At 52.4% G+C, this 17,285-nt stretch carries 17 protein-coding genes and 1 pseudogene; 12 read left to right on the top strand and 6 right to left on the bottom strand.

What is annotated here, in order from left to right:
• Window positions 1-277: 277 nt before the first annotated feature.
• Window positions 278-1,774 (top strand): MFS transporter, encoded by a 1,497-nt coding sequence (locus ABIC79_RS12965; RefSeq protein ID WP_131638086.1) that lies wholly within the window; start codon window positions 278-280, stop codon window positions 1,772-1,774.
• Window positions 1,775-1,961: 187 nt separating this feature from the next.
• On the opposite strand, the gene ABIC79_RS12960 is transcribed toward ABIC79_RS12965, so the two are convergent.
• Together ABIC79_RS12960 and ABIC79_RS12955 are read right to left on the bottom strand one after the other, a co-directional pair.
• On the bottom strand, window positions 1,962-3,068 hold the full coding sequence (locus tag ABIC79_RS12960) for a suppressor of fused domain protein (protein WP_119261835.1): 1,107 nt from the start codon (window positions 3,066-3,068) through the stop codon (window positions 1,962-1,964).
• Between the two features lie 141 nt (window positions 3,069-3,209).
• On the bottom strand, window positions 3,210-4,106 hold the full coding sequence (locus ABIC79_RS12955) for a LysR family transcriptional regulator (protein WP_013576342.1): 897 nt from the start codon (window positions 4,104-4,106) through the stop codon (window positions 3,210-3,212).
• 201 nt (window positions 4,107-4,307) lie between these two features.
• Here ABIC79_RS12955 and ABIC79_RS12950 point away from each other — a divergent pair, with 201 nt between their 5' ends.
• The 3 genes from ABIC79_RS12950 to abgT all read left to right on the top strand — a co-directional run bounded on the left by ABIC79_RS12950 (window position 4,308) and on the right by abgT (window position 8,719).
• Window positions 4,308-5,624: a M20 family metallo-hydrolase gene (locus tag ABIC79_RS12950; protein WP_013576343.1), complete on the top strand. Its 1,317-nt coding sequence runs from the start codon at window positions 4,308-4,310 to the stop codon at window positions 5,622-5,624.
• Window positions 5,624-7,090: a M20 family metallopeptidase gene (locus ABIC79_RS12945; RefSeq protein ID WP_354567323.1), complete on the top strand. Its 1,467-nt coding sequence runs from the start codon at window positions 5,624-5,626 to the stop codon at window positions 7,088-7,090. The genes ABIC79_RS12950 and ABIC79_RS12945 overlap by 1 nt, the downstream gene beginning before the upstream one ends.
• 105 nt (window positions 7,091-7,195) lie before the next feature.
• Complete coding sequence (gene abgT, locus ABIC79_RS12940; RefSeq protein ID WP_354567321.1) at window positions 7,196-8,719, top strand: p-aminobenzoyl-glutamate transporter; 1,524 nt, start codon at window positions 7,196-7,198, stop codon at window positions 8,717-8,719.
• Between the two features lie 3 nt (window positions 8,720-8,722).
• On the opposite strand, the gene ABIC79_RS12935 is transcribed toward abgT, so the two are convergent.
• Window positions 8,723-9,589, bottom strand: a complete 867-nt coding sequence (locus ABIC79_RS12935) for an oxygenase MpaB family protein (RefSeq protein WP_354567319.1) — start codon at window positions 9,587-9,589, stop codon at window positions 8,723-8,725.
• 17 nt (window positions 9,590-9,606) lie between these two features.
• Complete coding sequence (locus ABIC79_RS12930) at window positions 9,607-10,266, bottom strand: TetR/AcrR family transcriptional regulator (protein ID WP_013576347.1); 660 nt, start codon at window positions 10,264-10,266, stop codon at window positions 9,607-9,609.
• 210 nt (window positions 10,267-10,476) lie between these two features.
• On the opposite strand from ABIC79_RS12930, the gene ABIC79_RS12925 reads away from it, so the two are divergent.
• The 7 genes and pseudogenes from ABIC79_RS12925 (at window position 10,477) to ABIC79_RS12895 (ending at window position 13,981) form a co-directional block, all read left to right on the top strand.
• Entirely contained in the window at window positions 10,477-10,734 is a 258-nt protein-coding gene (locus ABIC79_RS12925) for a hypothetical protein (RefSeq protein WP_013576348.1), read from the top strand.
• Window positions 10,735-11,151: 417 nt separating this feature from the next.
• Window positions 11,152-11,409 (top strand): multiple stress resistance protein BhsA, encoded by a 258-nt coding sequence (gene bhsA, locus ABIC79_RS12920; RefSeq protein ID WP_013576349.1) that lies wholly within the window; start codon window positions 11,152-11,154, stop codon window positions 11,407-11,409.
• A 169-nt stretch (window positions 11,410-11,578) separates the two neighbouring features.
• Window positions 11,579-11,836, top strand: a complete 258-nt coding sequence (bhsA, locus tag ABIC79_RS12915) for a multiple stress resistance protein BhsA (RefSeq protein ID WP_015698030.1) — start codon at window positions 11,579-11,581, stop codon at window positions 11,834-11,836.
• Between the two features lie 152 nt (window positions 11,837-11,988).
• Window positions 11,989-12,246, top strand: coding sequence for a multiple stress resistance protein BhsA (bhsA, locus tag ABIC79_RS12910; protein WP_241917030.1), 258 nt, complete (start codon window positions 11,989-11,991; stop codon window positions 12,244-12,246).
• 246 nt (window positions 12,247-12,492) lie between these two features.
• Window positions 12,493-13,161, top strand: a pseudogene (locus ABIC79_RS12905) (MFS transporter); the annotation flags it as partial.
• A 138-nt stretch (window positions 13,162-13,299) separates the two neighbouring features.
• Window positions 13,300-13,659, top strand: coding sequence for a type II toxin-antitoxin system RelE/ParE family toxin (locus ABIC79_RS12900; protein ID WP_217244046.1), 360 nt, complete (start codon window positions 13,300-13,302; stop codon window positions 13,657-13,659).
• Window positions 13,640-13,981, top strand: a complete 342-nt coding sequence (locus ABIC79_RS12895; protein ID WP_013576354.1) for a helix-turn-helix domain-containing protein — start codon at window positions 13,640-13,642, stop codon at window positions 13,979-13,981. The genes ABIC79_RS12900 and ABIC79_RS12895 overlap by 20 nt, the downstream gene beginning before the upstream one ends.
• A gap of 68 nt (window positions 13,982-14,049) precedes the next feature.
• Here ABIC79_RS12895 and ddlA read toward each other — a convergent pair whose 3' ends face one another.
• Window positions 14,050-15,147 (bottom strand): D-alanine--D-alanine ligase, encoded by a 1,098-nt coding sequence (gene ddlA, locus ABIC79_RS12890; protein ID WP_013576355.1) that lies wholly within the window; start codon window positions 15,145-15,147, stop codon window positions 14,050-14,052.
• A 58-nt stretch (window positions 15,148-15,205) separates the two neighbouring features.
• A complete protein-coding gene (locus ABIC79_RS12885) occupies window positions 15,206-15,535 on the bottom strand; it encodes a DHCW motif cupin fold protein (protein ID WP_013576356.1) in 330 nt (109 codons plus the stop codon).
• Between the two features lie 335 nt (window positions 15,536-15,870).
• Between ABIC79_RS12885 and ABIC79_RS12880 the strand changes: the two genes are divergently transcribed.
• Window positions 15,871-17,250 carry an NAD-dependent succinate-semialdehyde dehydrogenase gene (locus tag ABIC79_RS12880; protein WP_013576357.1) on the top strand — a complete coding sequence of 460 codons (1,380 nt, stop codon included), beginning with the start codon at window positions 15,871-15,873 and terminating at the stop codon, window positions 17,248-17,250.
• Window positions 17,251-17,285: the final 35 nt, after the last annotated feature.

Genomic DNA, 17,285 nt, shown 5'->3' with positions numbered 1-17,285 from the left:
TAACAAGAATAGTCCAATTTCGCGCAGGGAAACGGAGGGTGAGCCATAAAAGCAGGCGGCGGAAGCGGAGTAAAATGCATAAATGTTCGAAGCTTATCCGCTAAATCACTGAGACAAGACAGGCTGTTTCCCCCGAAGAAGATGTTCAGCGCTGCCTTTTAGATCACTTTGTTTTAACTTATAGCCATTTGTTTTCACGCAACGTCTAATCAGAACTTGTGACCGGCATCACCTCGCCTCTATGCTGGTTTTTTTGTCAAAAAGCGTAAACACAACAATGTCTGATTCAATTGCGGCCTCTCAGACCGCCTCTTCAGGGGATTACAGCGCAGATTCTGCGTCTGACCAGCCGGTGGTGATTCGTTCCGCTGCCGATATTACTCAGTTAGTGAACCGCGGCGCAGCGAAAATCAGCGACGCACGCATCGTGATTGCTATCGCACTCGGCGGCGTCTTCCTCGACGCTTATGACCTCGGTGCGCTGGCTTTCGGAATGAAAGATATCACCCGCCAGTTTGGCCTGACGCCTTCCGGCGCGGGCTTTGTGGCCTCGGCGATCACTTTCGGGGCGATTGTCGGCGCATTGTTCGGCGGCTATCTGACCGACAAAATCGGCCGTTACCGCGTCTTTATGGCTGATATGTTCTTCTTCGTGATTGCCGCACTGGCCTGCGCCTTTGCACCGAATGAATGGGTGCTCGGCGGGTCGCGCTTCGTGATGGGATTAGGCGTCGGCATCGATTTACCGGTGGCGATGGCGTTTCTTGCGGAGTTCTCAAAACTTCAGGGGCGCGGCAATAAAGCCTCGCGCGTGGCAATGTGGTGCCCGACGTGGTACGCGGCGATCAGCGTCTCGTATCTGCTGGTTCTGCTGCTTTACGCAGTACTGCCTGCCACGCACACCGACTGGTTGTGGCGTCTGATCCTCGGCTTCGGCGCGGTGCCTGCGATTCTGATTATCGCTATCCGTCACCGTTATATGAATGAATCGCCGGTCTGGGCGGCCAATCAGGGCGACCTGCAAAGCGCGGCGGCGATCCTGAGAAAGTCTTACAACATCAATGCGGTAGTGGCTGAAGATGCGGACAAAACACCGCAGGTGAAAGTGCGCAAAGCCGCATGGCGTAACTACGGCACGCTGTTGCAGGGCATTTATCTGCGCCGCACCCTGCTGGCGACCGTGACGGCGGTGGCCTCGTCATTTGCCTATAATGCGGTGGCATTCGGGTTACCGGTGATTTTATCCAGCTTCCTCCAACAGTCGATGATCAGCACCATTCTGTTCTCGCTCGGCCTGAACCTGTGCTTCGCCTTCGTCGGTGGTCTGATTGCGGTACGGTATGTGTCGAAATTTGGTGCATGGAAAATGACCTACGCCGGTTACGCCTGCCAGCTGGTGGCGATGATCGGTCTGGCACTGGTCGGCCGCCCGGCAGACGGTGGCGAAGCCGCAATTTCCATCGCCATGCTGGCGTTATTCCTGTTCGGTCAGGGGTTCGGGCCGGGATCGCACACCATGACATTTGCGTCACTGAGCTACCCGACATCACTGCGCGGCATGGGTGTCGGCTTCAACCAGACGCTGATGCGCGCCAGCTCCACCCTTTCACTGTTCCTGTTTCCGGTGCTTTCCGCCGCACTCGGCACCGGCGTGTTCTGGGTGATCGCCTTAGCGCCACTGGCAGGCTTAATCGTACTGACAGCGGTACGCTGGGAACCGTCGGGATATGATGTTGATGCTGAGGATTTTCAGCAGGAAATTAAACCGGTTTAGGTTTTTGCCTTGCTCCTCCCCCTGCGAAGGGGGAGGCTGGGAGGGGGTTTTAAAGACAACACAATAGGTACTGCACTCTTCAACTCTTTGATTCTTCTTTAATACCCCACCCCAACCCTCCCCTTCGCAGGGGAGGGAGCAGATCGGTATTCTTACTCATCTCTGTGAGAAAACTGAGAGAGTGACATCAAACCACCGCACTTCTCGGCGCAAACACATACCCGATATCGTTCTTGATCATCGCGGCGACCAGTTCAAATCCGCCATTCGGTCTGGCCTGCGCAAACTCCAGTTCGCTGGTAAACACCGGACTGACCCAAAACAGATTCACCGGATCCCCGTAAATTTTTGGCAGACGCATTTTGTCTGCCGGACCGCATAATGCGGAGGAAATCACGTGTCCTTCAAAGCCGAGCGGTGCCATCGGCGACATCAGCGTGTGGCCTTCACCCAACCAGCTGAGAGTCGTCCAGGGAATCTGTGCATAACCGGATAACGCGCTGGCCATCTGCACGGCATTTTCTTCTGTCACATATTCTTTGCCGACCGAAAAGGCGAGTTCGATGCGACGATGCTTTTCTGCTTCATCGTTGAAAACAATATCAATTTGCGGCATCGGACGGATACTCATGCCGACCGTGAAGAAGTAATAATTCTCTTCATCTTCATGCTGAGTAATCGCCATCGGCGGCCAGTTGCCCTGATTGATCAGATAATATTTCAGTGATGAGCCAAAGCGATCTTCGTAGGATTCCAGCAGCTTGCGCTGGATTTTCGGCCACGGATTGCTGAATTCATTTTGCCAGTCACGCCAGAACAGGCGGGTCTTTTCTGCCAGTTCACATTGCGTGTTGGTCGAGGCAGAACCCAGCGGGAAGGTCAGCGGATTCTGTTTAATGCAGCCGGCGGAATAACACACCGAATGGTCGATATACAAACTCCAGCCGGGGATCACCGCCAGCAATAATCCCTGATACCACAACGCCGCGCCGTCATCGCTTTCATTCCAGAGGATCTGAATTTGTGCAGGCTCCAGCGGCGCTTCGCCCTCCAGATTGCGGCAGTATTGCGCCGCCAGCATCGGGGCAATCCCCTGCTCCATTGCCTCTGTGTCATCGTTCAGCGGTGCGGGCACCAGATTACGTACCCAGCAGGCGCGCATTTTCGGAAAGCGGTCGCGCAAATCTTCGCGGGCGAAAATATAAAAATACACCACGCGGTTATCCTGCTCGACCAGCGCGGTCAGGGTTTGTTTGTCGTTACTGACTTCAGCAACAATGTCGGACTGGCGCATATGACCTCAACAATATCAGGAAGCTTATTATTCCCTGTGATGGTCAGTGTAGAACGGATAAGCCAGGCCGATAACGGGCAATATTCCCAAAAATCCCCGATAAATCATTAAAACAGGTGCTTTTTTGTCAAAATATCAACATCAGCGGCAATACATCCGAAACAGCTGCGCCAGATGCGCGGCCATCGGCGTCAGCGTGGTATCACGTCGCTGAATGAGATAGAACGTGGCTTTCGGTAGCGGCAGATCAAGATCCAGCGCGACCAGACTCTGGCCGATCACCGGATCGTTAATGACATCGACGGACAACACGCTGAGAAAATCGGTTTTGGCGATCAGGCTGGTGCAGGACATAAAAGTTTCGCAAATCACGCTGATATTCGGCTCGGCATCCATTTCGCTGAACACTTCGCTGAGCAGTTTGTAATAGCTGCCGCGTGGCGTCGGCATCGTCCAGTCGCAATGCAAAAGCTCCTGCATCGAACGGGCATGCTGCATCGGATGACCACGCCTTGCCACCACGCGATACTCTTTATCCATAAGCTTTTCATATAACAGTTCGTTATCAAAGGGTCCCTGATAATAGGTATTCACGGTGAAATCCAGCTCGCCCTGACGCAGCTCCGGGATCATTGATACCAGTTGTCCCTCGGCAATCCGCACCTTCACATGGGGGAATTCACGGTGAAAACGGTCAATGACTTCCGGCATGATGGTGCGGGCAATACTGGCACCGACGCCGATATTGACCCTGCCGCTGGTCCCGCCGAGGCGCTGAGCGATGTCTTCCTGCGCCACCCGCAGCTCTTCCAGAATCAGGCTTGCGCGCTTAAAAAACGCGTCACCACAATCAGTTAGCGTCACGCCCTGACGGCGACGGACAAATAACCTCGCCCCCAGATTTTCTTCCAGTTCTTTAATTGATTTGGTCAGCGCGGGCTGTGAAAGATTCTGCATCCGGCTGGCGGCACGAATACTGCCCTGACGTGCGACCGAAACAAACGCCCGCAACTGATGCATTTTTATTTGTGATGGCATGAGATTCTTTGATAACCCCTGATTATCACTAAGAAGATTTTGGCATCTTATATGCCCTGAACGCTTTATGTACATTGAAAATCATATCAGGCCGCCTTTCGCCGCTTTCTGCGTGCGGGTCTGCACTTCCCGAAGCTTTGATTTCCTCCTTTCTGCCGCTGTGCGGAAAGCCTGCATGTCTGTGTAAAAAGAGAGTCCGTGATGGTTAATGAGATTTCTGAACGTGTAGAAAAGCTGTTCCCTTCCCTGCAAAAGCAACGTCGTGATCTGCATAAATACGCCGAATCCGGCTGGCTGGAGTTTCGTACCTCCACGCTGGTGGCCGATCGTCTGGAAAAACTGGGCTATTCACTGCAACTCGGCAAAGAAGTCATCGACGCTGATTCGCGTATGGGGCTGCCTTCCGCTGCCGTGCTGGCCGAACAGGAGCAGCGCGCACTGGAACAAGGCGCGATTGCCCGCTGGATGCCGCATTTCTCCGGCGGTTTCACCGGGATTGTCGCCACGCTGGAAACCGGTCGCCCCGGCCCGGTAATGGGTTTTCGGGTGGATATGGACGCGCTGGATTTAAACGAAGTACTGGAAGACCAGCATCGCCCGTTCCGCGACGGGTTTGCTTCGGCCAATAACGGCATGATGCATGCCTGTGGTCACGACGGTCACACCACCATTGGCCTCGGGCTGGCAGACGTGCTGATGCAGGTGCGCGACCAGCTCTGCGGCACCATCAAGCTGATTTTCCAGCCTGCCGAGGAAGGCACGCGCGGCGCGAAATCCATGGTTGAAGCGGGCGTGGTGGACGACGTGCAATATTTCACCGCCGTGCATATCGGCACCGGCGTACCGGCTAATCACATCGTGTGCGGTAACGATACTTTTATGGCAACGACCAAGCTCGACGTGCACTTCACCGGCGTGGCCTCACATGCGGGCGGTAAGCCGGAGGATGGCCGCAATGCCCTGCTGGCAGCGGCTCAGGCTACGCTCGGTTTACACGCGATCCCGCGTCACAGCGGCGGTGATTCACGCATTAATGTCGGCGTTTTACAGGCAGGTACCGGGCGCAATGTGGTGCCTTCCAGCGCCACGATGAAAGTAGAAACGCGTGGCACCACTAATGAGGTGAACGAATTTATTTATCAGCAGGCGCTGAAAGTGATTTCCGGCGCAGCCGAAATGCATCAGGTGAAATTCGACATCAAACTGATGGGCGCGGCGCAAAGCAGCACGCCGACGCCCGCCTGGGTGAATTACATCCACCGTCAGGCGGAAAAACTCGGCGAGTTTGAGCAGATTATCGACCGTCAGGAAGGCGCAGCGGGTTCGGAAGATGCCACCTATATGATGGAGCGCGTAAAAGCCCGCGGTGGCGAAGCCTCTTATGTCATTTTCGGCACTGATCTGAGCGCGGGTCATCACAATGAACTGTTTGATTTCGATGAAAAAGTGATGTCTCAGGGCATTAAAACCCTGGCGGCACTGGCGCTGAATATCGCTGAATTCAAAGGGGAACGCTGATGACGTCGCACGTGCCACATCAACAGAACGTCGTGAATTTCATCAATGATTTCATCGATAACCAGCAACCCGCGCTGGCAGAAATCAGCGATGCCATCTGGGATCATCCTGAAACCCGCTTTGTCGAATCCTTCTCTTCTGCATTACTGGCCGACAAACTCGACGCCAGCGGATTTACTGTTGAGCGCGGCGTCGGTGGCATGGAAACGGCATTTATCGCCAGCTTCGGCAGCGGAAAACCAGTGATTGCCCTGCTCGGCGAATTCGACGCGCTGGCCGGTTTAAGCCAGAAAGCCGGTTGCGATGTGGCGCAGCCACTGGTGGAAAACGGCAACGGCCACGGTTGCGGCCATAATCTGCTGGGAACGGCGGCACTCGGCGGCGCGCTGGCAGTGAAAGCCTGGATGGAACGTGAAAACATTCAGGGCACGGTGCGTTTTTACGGCTGCCCGGGTGAAGAAGGTGGCTCCGGCAAAACCTTTATGGCCCGCGAAGGATTGTTCGATGACGTCGATGCCGCACTGACATGGCACCCGGAAACCTACAGCGGCATGTTCAGCAACCAGACGCTGGCCAATATTCAGGCGTCGTTCAGCTTTAAAGGCGTGTCCTCACACGCCGCCACCGCGCCACATCTGGGTCGCAGCGCGCTGGATGCCCTCACGCTGATGAACACCGGGTCGAACTTCCTCCGTGAGCACATCATTCAGGAAGCGCGCCTGCATTACGCGATCACCAACGCGGGCGGGATTTCGCCAAACGTGGTGCAGGCAGACGCCGAAGTGCTGTATCTGGTACGCGCGCCGCAAATGGATCAGGCGCAGGCGATTTTCGACCGCGTAGTGGATATCGCCAAAGGCGCAGCGCTGATGACCGGCACACAGATGTCGATGCGCTTTGACAAGGCCTGTTCCAACTACGTGCCCAACCGCACACTGGAAAGCGCGATGTATCAGTATGTGCAGGCTTTCGGCACTCCGCATTACACCGCCGAAGAGCGGGCGTTTGCGGCGTCGATTCATGCCACGCTGAGCGAACAGGATATCGATAACAATCTGCTGAATATCTCCCGTACCAGCGGCGCGGAAGGCGTGGAATTCGCCGAAACCTTGCGCCATTCCCCGCTGACAGACTCCGTTGCTCCGTATGCCCCGAACGGCAATATCCTCTACGGCTCAACGGACGTCGGTGATGTGAGCTGGCTGGTGCCGACGGCGCAGTGTTTCAGCCCGTGTTTTGCGGTCGGTTCGCCGCTGCATACCTGGCAGATTGTGTCGCAGGGGCGGACCTCCATCGCCCATAAAGGCATGTGTCTGGCAGCGAAAATCATGTCATCGACCGCGATAGACCTGTTCACCCGGCCGGATTTACTGACGGCCTGTCAGAAAGAGCGCGATGCACAACGTGCACGACACCCGTATCAGTGCCCGATCCCGGCAGGCGTAAAACCTTCGCCATTGAAATAAATCACGGGTGTCAGTTAATGATGTAAACCGCTCATTCGCGTCCCGTTCCGGCACGGATGAGCGGCATAAATATAAAAAAAGACAAACACGACAGAGGGTTAACAGATGAGTATTCAGGCGCAAGATTCCGGCCAGAGTCCGGGGGGATTTCTTCAGTGGGTTGAACGTGTGGGGAATAAAATTCCCAACCCGTTTTTGTTATTTGTTTACCTGATCGCCGTGCTGATGGTCGCCAGTGCGGTGATTTCATGGCTGAATATTACGGCAGTAAACCCAACCAACGGTGAGGTAATCCATGTAAAAAACCTGCTGAGCGTGGAAGGTATTCAGTGGATTTTGCCGAACGTCATTAAAAATTTCAGCGGATTTACCCCGCTCGGCTCGATTCTGGCACTGGTGATTGGTGCCGGACTGGCGGAGCGCGTCGGGCTGCTGCAAAGCCTGATGTACAAAATGGCGTCCAAAGTAAACGCCCGTTACGCCAGCTATATGGTGATTTTTATCGCCTTCTTCAGCCACATTTCGTCGGATGCCGCACTGGTGGTGATGCCGCCGCTGGGCGCACTGATTTTCCTCGCAGTCGGACGTCATCCCGTGGCTGGTTTACTGGCGGCTATCGCCGGTGTTGGCTGCGGTTTCACGGCTAACCTGCTGATTGTGACCACCGATGTGTTGTTATCCGGTCTGAGTACCGAGGCGGCAAAGGCGATTAATCCGGCGGTTCAGGTCAGTGTGATCGACAACTGGTACTTTATGGCAGCCTCGGTGATTTTGCTGACCATCGTGGGTGCCATTCTGACCGATAAATTCGTTGAACCGCGCCTGCCGGTGTATCACGGCGAGCGTAACGAAGAGATGAAAAAGCTGACGCCGGAACAGAACCGCGGCCTGATGGCGAGCGGCATTGCGGCGCTGGTGTTTATCGCCCTGGTCGCCTTGCTGGTGGTGCCGGAAGCCGCGCCGCTGCGCAATCCGAAAACCGGCGGCATCATGCCTTCGCCATTTATTCAGGGCATCGTACCGCTGATTATTCTGTTCTTTTTCGTGATTTCAGTGCCTTACGGCATGGTGACCAAGCAGATCCGCAGCGCCAGTGACGTGCCGGATTTGCTGGTGGATCCGATGAAATCCATGGCGGGTTTTATTGTGATGGTGTTCCCGCTGTCCCAGTTTGTGGCGTTTTTCAACTGGAGTAATATGGGGAAATTCATGGCGATCGGGCTGACGGATGTGCTGGAAAACTTAGGCATGACCGGCATCCCGGCGTTTCTCGGCCTGATTTTCCTGTCGGCATTGCTGTGTATGTTTATCGCCAGCGGCTCGGCAATCTGGTCGATTCTGGCACCGATATTTGTGCCGATGTTTATGCTGCTCGGTTTCCATCCGGCGTTCGCGCAAATCGTGTTCCGCGTCGCGGATTCTTCGGTGATCCCGCTCGCGCCGATGTCGCCGTTTGTGCCGCTGTTCCTCGGGTTCCTGCAGCGCTACAACAAAGAAGCGAAACTCGGCACCTATTATTCGCTGGTGCTGCCGTATCCGATTGTGTTTTTCGTGGTGTGGCTGCTGATGCTGGTGGGCTGGTATCTGCTGGGTCTGCCCATCGGTCCGGGCGTTTATCCGCATCTTTAACGGTCAGTGCAGACGCCCCATACGGCGCATGGCCCGGTGCCATGAGCCGTTTCTCACCGCCCAGCGCAATACCCCTGCAATGCAACGGGTGGCGAAACGAATCCTCCGGCGCTTCGGCGGGGAAAGGGAAATCCCCAGTTGCATGGCTGCCCACTCAGGCAATAACTCAATGCCAGCCTGAATCATCAGGCTGCCCACCGGCCTGGCCAGACGGCTCGGCGCAGGTGCATTCTGCAATAATCTTACCACTTCAAGCGTCCGTTCATCGCAGCGCAACTGCGGGCGCATCGCCTGCAGATAGGCCTCTACCGCATCGACACTCTCCGGCACATTTGCCGCCCCCAGGCTTTTCGCCACACGGGAAAACTCCTGATAATAGCGGTTCTGATCGCTCAGGCTGAGCGCAGGATTGCGATAACGCAGATGCGATTGCAGGAAGCTGTACGCTTCAGCTACGTGCACCCAGACCAGTAAATCCGGATCGCTGGCCGCATAAGGCGTGCCGTAAGCATCGGTACCGGTCACCCGCAAATGAATGGATTTTACTTTTTCGATTAACGCGTTGGCGTCATTAACAGGCGCAAAAGTCGTCCCGGAAATGAACTGACTGGTGCGACGAAGTCGCCCGAGCATATCTTCACGAAATGAGGAATGATCCCAGATACCGGCAAGCGCCAGCGGATGAAGCATTTGCAGCAATAAGGCACTGACACCGCCACAAAGCATGGATGAGAAGTCTCCGTGAATTCGCCAGGTGATGCTTTGCGGACCAAACAGTCCCGGGTCACCCGGCGGATTCTCAAAGTCTATACCGCCTAACGCCAGGCCCGAAAGACTCAGCACCTGACGTTCTATTCTCTTTCTTAACAATTATCTTAACTCAGTGATTAATGTGCGGCTTTGCTGACAACCGTGGCTTTGGTCAGCTCCGGCCACAGATTCATGACCACGTCAATCAGCCGGTTGAGTTCATCAGAACTTGCGCCGTCACGGGCCTGTACGGAGAAGCCCTGAATGGTGCAGGCCAGGTATTTCGCCAGCAGCGCGCTGTCAGTTACCGCAGTCAAATCACCGCTCTGTTTTTTCTTCTCGAAATATTCAAACAGAGTGCGTTCCTGCGAAAGGTGGCGCGCACGCAGCATTTCGGCAATATCCGCAGAAGATGAAGACATCCCGGATGATGCGCTGATCATAAAGCAGCCACTTGGCGTGTCGCAGTCGGTAAACAGCTCAACGATGGCACGCAGATAGCGCCCAACCGTATCCTCAACGGACAAATCTGTTCTGCTCAGTAAACATGAGCTCTTTTCGTAAAAGTTTTTCAGATAATGTTCAACGGCTGCGCGGAAAAGCCCTTCTTTGTTACCAAATTCGGCATACAAAGTTGGCGCTTTTGCACCGGTTGCTTCGACCAAATCGGCTAATGAAGTGGCCTCGTAACCATGGCGCCAGAATAAATTCAAGGCCTTGCTCAGAGCAGTTCCACGATCGAACTGTTTTGGGCGACCGCGACTTTTCCGGACCAAAGCCGTCTGTTCAGTGCTCATACACCCTCCTTCCATCACCATTGTGATTATGGTTATTAAAATAGTTATAGAAATAACTTAACGATCATTATTAAAAATAGTTGCGCACAAGTCCAGCGGAGTTTATCATTTAATTATCGAGCGATAAGAAAATCACTCAAACCCGCAAAGCTGCACAACTAAAACGCTTTTATAAGCCTTTTGCAGACAACACATTCAGGACGTAACATCATGAGTAACTTTAAAATCCTTCTTGCAGTTCTGGCATTAACCGCTGTACCGGTTGCCAATGTTGCCGCACAGCAGGTTATCATGATGCCTTTGCAGAGTCAGGAAGTGCGGATGGTCAATGTGACCGGTGACAGTAACTTCTGTAACCCGGCCACCTGTACGAACAAAAAAATCGAACAGGGCCGTATTCCTACTTCTCCCACTCAACCACCTGCGCCTTCAACCTCTGGTCATCAGCCCGCTTCTGTTTATTACTAATGACCACGGAGCCTGATGACAGACCGTCAGGGCAGGAATCACGATAAGGCGGCTTATGTCGCCTTATCGTGATTCCTGGCCGCCCCATGTTTTATCACCCTCGCTGGCCAGAACCAACCATTAACTTAGCGATCATTAAAGATTCATTCAGCAAAATTATGCATAAAGGATTTTCAATTCTTATCGCGAATCATTTTAAAAACATTCATTTAACAAAATGAAAACAAAAACCGCGTTTAGCGTGACATTCATCACAGCACGATTAGTTAACGTTCATTAAAAAAACATCTTGCACAAACTCTCAACACTCCCTATCATTTACTTATCGAACGTTAACTAATAACTAACGTTGACCCGAAACTGAGGTTCCTGAATAAGGCACCCCGAATAAAAAATTGACTAACAGGAATTAACATCATGAAAACTATCGCAATGACAATCGCAGCACTGACACTTGCTACCGCTTCTTTCTCTACCCTGGCGGCGACTGAGGTTCAGTCTGTACCTGCGGGTGAACAAACTATCGGTACTGTCAGCGCCTCTTCAAACGGTGACCTGAGCACACTGCAGTCAAAACTGAACGCGAAAGCCACTGAAGCCGGTGCAAGCTCATACCGCATCATCGGTGCTTCTGGTGAAAACCATCTGTACGGTACTGCTGAGCTGTATAAATAAGGCCTGAAGATTTCGTTAGCAGATTGTTCCGCACAATAAGTTAACGATTAATAAATAAATGAGTTGCATAGAATGTGATCCAGGTCTAACATTTACTTATCAACTGTTAAGAAATAACAGTCGGACCTAATAATCACCTGCTGATAAACAGATAAAAAGGAAGGCCATCATGAAAAATATCACTATGACTTTAGCTGCAATTGCGCTTGCTACCGCCTCATTCTCTACCCTGGCAGCGACTGAAGTTCAGTCTGCACCAGAAGGTCAACAAGCAATTGGTGTGGTAAGTGCTTCTTCAGGCAACGATTTATCAAGCCTGCAGAACAAACTGAATGCAAAAGCCAACGAAGCGGGTGCAAGCTCATACCGTATCATCGGTGCTTCAGGTGAAAACCATCTGTACGGTACTGCTGAGCTGTATAAATAAGCACAAGAATAAGCAATTTAAGGGTACAACAGCATTTAGTTAACGATTAATAAGCTAGATGTTGTATCGGACAGAAGACAGCTTTGCACATTAAATGAACGTTGATGACAACGCCTGGCAAAGCTCAAAAAAAACGAAATGAGGAAAATAACATGAAAAACTTAACAATGACTCTTGCTGCAACCGCACTGGCTACCGCTTCATTCTCGACTCTGGCAGCGACTGAAGTTCAGTCCGCACCGGCAGGTCAGCAGGCAATTGGTGTGGTCAGCGCAACATCAGGTAACAGCCTGAGCAGCCTGCAGGACAAACTGAATGCTAAAGCCAGCGAAGCCGGTGCAAGCTCTTACCGTATCATCGGTGCTTCAGGTGATAACCATCTGTACGGCACAGCTGAACTGTATAAATAAGCTGAAGTAAGCAGTAAAAAGCAGTAAGCAGAAGAGGCGGCGTTTGCCGCCTTTTTCGTGTCTGTGTTTTATGAAAAATTTCTCTGAATGCCCCCTGCCCGCCTGACCTTGTGCTACATTTTTCTCTTCTATTTCCTTAAGGCCCTCTTTCCCAATGTAACGAACTCTCATCACTGACAGTTTTTCTTCTCCCTGTTGCCTGCGGGCAATTCGGGGTTTCTGTTATTTCTGATGAGAATCCCTTTCATGAATTCGTTATTAATTGCGCTCATACGCGCACTGCGCAGCCATCGCTGGCTGCGGCTGCTGGGCTTTGCCTTTATTTTATCATCTCTGGGTAATGGCCTGACGCAGGTGGTGGTTTTTGGTCAACTGCTGCGCTGGAACGCCTCCCCTGCTACGCTGACTTTCGCTTATATGCTGGCAACATTGCCCGGCTTTATCGGAAGTCTGTGGGGCGAACGCCTGTGCAGAAAAATGTCGCCGCTGCAGATTTTGATCCTGACCGAAATTCTCGGCATGGTGGCATTGATATTTCCGCTGTACGGCTTGCTGTCACACAATATTTCCGCGTTGCTGGCTGTTCAGTCTGCCGAGGCGTTGCTCAGCGGGATGAGTTATCCGGCGCTCACGTTGTTATTCAAACGCGGGCTGAGTGTTGATGAGTTACCGGCAGCGACGGCAATGGAAACGCTGATCTTCGCGGCGCAGGTCATGCTCGGCACCGGCACAGGGGTTTTGTTGTTCAATGTTGTTTCGCCACTCAGCATTCTGCTGCTTGATGCCCTGAGTTTTGCCGCATCTGCCATTTTGCTTCTGATCACCCGGAAAATATTTCAGGCCAGATGCGCCGACACAACGCCCGCTGATTCCGCCGTACCCGCGTCACTGCGCTGGAAAAATTACTCACCGCTATTTTAACCCCATGGGAGTGCTTTTCTTCGGCATATCTCGCAAGAATTCTCCTTACTTATCTCGTCAGACGTTGGCTGTCGTATAAAGACGTTGGCGTGAGGCATATTTAGGTATAAAATTTTATACACAAGGAAAGTGATGGTGATTAAAGATATCGACTGGCGTGGAAGTTCGTTGAAGGATTTACGTGATTTCCCCACAGACGCCAGAAAAAGAGCAGGCTATGAACTTGAACAAATTCAGCATGGGCTTCCCCCAACACAATGGAAGTCAGTCAGCGACTGGGGAGCTGGCGTGGTTGAAATCAAACTTGATGTGTTTGCCGGTACTTTTCGGGTTATCTATCTCGCTAAATTCGACGAGGCCATTTACATCCTGCACTGCTTTGCGAAAAAGAAGCAGCAAACCAGCCCGAAAGATATTTCCATTATGAAAAGCCGCTATGCCCAAATTGTCCGGGAGCGCCACAGGAGAGAAAATGAAAAAGGATGTTATTGATGTCGCATCACGACATATCACACCAGCAGGCGGAAATGTTTTCGCCGATTTGGGATTCAGCGCTGTCGAAGCACAGGCTTTACATGCCGATTCACAGCGTAAAATTGCCCATACTCTGGCGCTCAAAGAACAACTGATGACTGAAATTGGCCTCTGGATCGCCCATCAGAATTTACTTCAGAGCGATGCTGCAAAAATTTTGCAAGTTTCCCGCCCGCGCGTTTCTGACGTAGTGAACAAAAAGACGGATAAATTTACGCTCGATGCCCTGATTCTGATGCTGAGTCTGGCCGGAAAACAGGTAAAGCTGGTGGTTGAATAATCAGCAAAGAAAACGACAAAGGCAGGGATTTCTCCCTGCCTTTTCATCTCAATGCAAAATTTGAATAATCAGTTGGCAGAACTCTTCAGTTGGTTATCCTGCTGATGTTGCTCGAGCGCCAGCTCAATCAGGCGGGTGATCAGCTCACTGTAACTTAACCCGCTGGCTGCCCAGAGTTTCGGATACATACTGATGTTGGTGAAGCCCGGTAATGTATTGATTTCATTGATGACGACATCGCCCTGTTCTGTCAGGAAAACGTCCACACGCGCCATGCCGCGACATTCCAGCACCTGAAATGCCTGCAAGGCAATGGCGCGGATACGGTCGTGGGTCTCACGGGGTAAATCAGCCGGAACCGCAATGGAAGCACCGGATTCGTTGATGTATTTGGTATCGTAGGAATAAAACTCGTCGTGCAGGATCACTTCGCCACACACACTGGCCTGCGGGTGATCGTTACCCAACACAGCGCATTCAATTTCACGACCTTTAATGGCCGATTCCACCAGCACTTTGTGGTCGAAGCTGAAGGCTTTATCCAGCGCACGCTGATAGCCATCTTCATCACTGACTTTACTGACGCCCACCGATGAGCCCTGATTCGCCGGTTTGATAAAAAGCGGCAGACCGAGTTGTTGCGAAACACTGGCAAAGGTATTTTTCTGACGGTTCGCACGTGTCAGGCACACAAACGGGGCAACAGCCAGACCGGCATCGCGCAGCAAACGCTTGGTGACATCTTTATCCATGCTCACGGCGGAACCCAGCACGCCGGACCCCACGAAGGCAATATTTGCCATGCGCAGCAGCCCCTGCAAGGAACCGTCTTCCCCCAGCGTTCCGTGCACTATCGGGAAGATCACATCCACTTGCGACAACGCGCTGGCGCTGTGAGTCTCAATTAACTGATTCTCAGTCTGACCGGGGATCAGTGCAACCTGGTTATTCGAGCGGTTCAGGGCAATCAGCGACGGATTTTCAGCATTGATCAGGTAGTTACTGGCATCATTAATATGCCATTCCCCTTTCTTATCAATGCCCAGCAATGTCACATCAAAGCGTTGTTTATCAATCGCATCCACAATGTTTTTTGCCGACTGCAGTGACACTTCATGCTCTGCCGATTTACCACCGAAAATAATACCAACCCGTAATTTACTCACCTGCTGCTCCTTGTCGCCAGCCTCAGCGGACGGCGAACGTTTCTATAAACAACCACGACTAATCAACAACAAACAGTTTCGCGCCAATTGGTGTGGATGAACGGTGTGCTTCAGCATTGTCCGCCACCTGATAACTCATGCCCGGCGATAAGGTGAAATTCCGTCCGTCCTCAAGACGCGTATGAAGCTCCCCCTCCAGGCAGAACAAAACATGGCCTTTACTGCACCAGTGATCAGCCTCATAGCCAGGTGAATATTCAACGATACGCACACGGATATCGCCAAATTTTTGTGTACGCCACAGCGCCATGCCGGTATCACCCGGATGCTGCGTCGGCGTGACATCACTCCAGTCAGTCGTGCAAAACGGAATCGCATCAAGCTTCATGAGTTTCTCAATGTCGGGAAAAGGAAGGAAAGCCAGCATAAAAGTGAGCGGTAAATTTATCAATCGCTTGCTGAAAACAATTCATTAACAGCCGCTCGCAAAGTTGCGTAAAGCCGATTGTTCTTAGAGACAGGCTGCAGCGCACGTATGGCAGGGCCAGGGGAGAATGCGGGCAGCACACGCCATACCGTTGTGTTGCATGAGATGTCTGTGGGACAGCGGTCACGTTTTTTCGACTATGCTTAATGTTCTGTTGAGAACGCAGAAAGGCGCACGCACCTCAATTCCAACGTGCCGTTGTTTTCGACGACACGCCACAAAACAAGGAGCAACATATGCCATATCAAACGATAAATCCGTTCAACAATAAGCTCATCAAAGAATATCAAACACATAACGATCAGCAGGTTGAAGAGGCACTCTCTGCCGCCCATGCTTTATACAAATCTGACTGGGGTCAGGGCGATATTAAGCAACGCGTTAACGTGCTGCATAAATTGTCAGAACTGATGGCTTCCCGTGTCGATGAACTGGCGGAAGTGGTCAGTGTAGAAATGGGGAAACTCATCGGCCAGAGCCGTGGCGAAGTGCAGATTTGCGCGGATATTGCGAAATTCTATGCCGAAAACGCCGAGGAATTTCTCAAACCTGTGCCGTATAAATCCGATCTCGGCGAAGCCTGGGTCGAACATCATCCGATTGGGGTGATCATGGCCGTCGAGCCCTGGAATTTCCCGTTCTACCAGTTAATGCGCGTACTGGCACCGAATCTTGCCTCAGGTAACAGCGTGGTCGTCAAACACGCCAGTATCGTTCCCCATTGTGCGGAAACCTTTGAGAAACTGGTTACCGAAGCGGGTGCCCCAAAGGGCGCTTATACCAACCTGTTTATTTCTCAGGATCAGGTCAGTGCCATCATTGATGATGACCGCGTTCAGGGTGTCGCGCTGACCGGTTCGGAGAAAGCCGGTGCGGTCGTGGCTTCACGGGCGGCATCTAAGCTGAAGAAATCGACGCTGGAACTCGGCGGGAATGACGTGTTTGCCGTACTCGATGATGCGGATATCGATAAAGCTGCCAAAGCCGGTGCGCAGGCCCGTGTCTCTAATGCCGGACAGGTGTGTACGGCGGCCAAGCGCTTCATTATTCATGAAAAAGTCGCCGATGAATTCCTTAAAAAATTCACCGAACACTTCAAGGCACTGAAGATCGGCGATCCGCTGGATAAATCCACCACACTGGGACCGTTGTCCTCTGCCGAAGCGGTGAAAACGCTGAGCAAACAAGTGGATGATGCCGTGAAACACGGGGCGAAACTGCACTTTGGCGGTAAAAAGGTGGCAGACAATCCGGGCAACTTCTTTGAGCCAACGATTCTGACGCACATTACCCGCGATAATCCGGCCTATTTCGAAGAGTTCTTTGGCCCGGTCGCACAGGTGTACGTGGTGAAAAATGATGAGGAACTGGTGAAACTTGCCAACGACTCACATTACGGCCTCGGCGGTTCGCTGTTTACCACCGATCTGACCCGCGCCCGTAAGCTGGCGAGCCAGATTGAAACCGGTATGGTATACGTCAATTCGCCGACGGATACCGCTGCTGAACTGCCTTTCGGTGGTGTGAAACGCTCGGGCTTCGGCCGCGAACTCTCTGATCTCGGTATCAAAGAATTTGTGAACCAGAAACTGGTGGTGCTGGCCGCGAAATCATAAATATTTCAACCAGAGTTCTATACCCAAAATAATTC

The sequence above is a fragment of the Rahnella sp. 2050 genome, from assembly GCF_040544515.1.
Classification (GTDB): domain Bacteria; phylum Pseudomonadota; class Gammaproteobacteria; order Enterobacterales; family Enterobacteriaceae; genus Rahnella; species Rahnella aceris.
Note: the sequence above shows the minus strand (reverse complement) of the source record. Positions and strands in the feature narration are given on the sequence as shown.

Coding starts and splice junctions, on each gene's coding strand:
- ABIC79_RS12955 (WP_013576342.1), bottom strand. CDS start 4,106: ATGCCATCACAAATAAAAATGCATCAGTTGCGGGCGTTTGTTTCGGTC.
- bhsA (WP_241917030.1), top strand. CDS start 11,989: ATGAAAAACTTAACAATGACTCTTGCTGCAACCGCACTGGCTACCGCT.
- ABIC79_RS12900 (WP_217244046.1), top strand. CDS start 13,300: ATGGTGATTAAAGATATCGACTGGCGTGGAAGTTCGTTGAAGGATTTA.
- ABIC79_RS12880 (WP_013576357.1), top strand. CDS start 15,871: ATGCCATATCAAACGATAAATCCGTTCAACAATAAGCTCATCAAAGAA.
- bhsA (WP_015698030.1), top strand. CDS start 11,579: ATGAAAAATATCACTATGACTTTAGCTGCAATTGCGCTTGCTACCGCC.
- ABIC79_RS12925 (WP_013576348.1), top strand. CDS start 10,477: ATGAGTAACTTTAAAATCCTTCTTGCAGTTCTGGCATTAACCGCTGTA.
- ABIC79_RS12945 (WP_354567323.1), top strand. CDS start 5,624: ATGACGTCGCACGTGCCACATCAACAGAACGTCGTGAATTTCATCAAT.
- ABIC79_RS12895 (WP_013576354.1), top strand. CDS start 13,640: ATGAAAAAGGATGTTATTGATGTCGCATCACGACATATCACACCAGCA.
- ABIC79_RS12960 (WP_119261835.1), bottom strand. CDS start 3,068: ATGCGCCAGTCCGACATTGTTGCTGAAGTCAGTAACGACAAACAAACC.
- ABIC79_RS12885 (WP_013576356.1), bottom strand. CDS start 15,535: ATGAAGCTTGATGCGATTCCGTTTTGCACGACTGACTGGAGTGATGTC.
- ABIC79_RS12930 (WP_013576347.1), bottom strand. CDS start 10,266: ATGAGCACTGAACAGACGGCTTTGGTCCGGAAAAGTCGCGGTCGCCCA.
- ABIC79_RS12950 (WP_013576343.1), top strand. CDS start 4,308: ATGGTTAATGAGATTTCTGAACGTGTAGAAAAGCTGTTCCCTTCCCTG.
- bhsA (WP_013576349.1), top strand. CDS start 11,152: ATGAAAACTATCGCAATGACAATCGCAGCACTGACACTTGCTACCGCT.
- abgT (WP_354567321.1), top strand. CDS start 7,196: ATGAGTATTCAGGCGCAAGATTCCGGCCAGAGTCCGGGGGGATTTCTT.
- ABIC79_RS12965 (WP_131638086.1), top strand. CDS start 278: ATGTCTGATTCAATTGCGGCCTCTCAGACCGCCTCTTCAGGGGATTAC.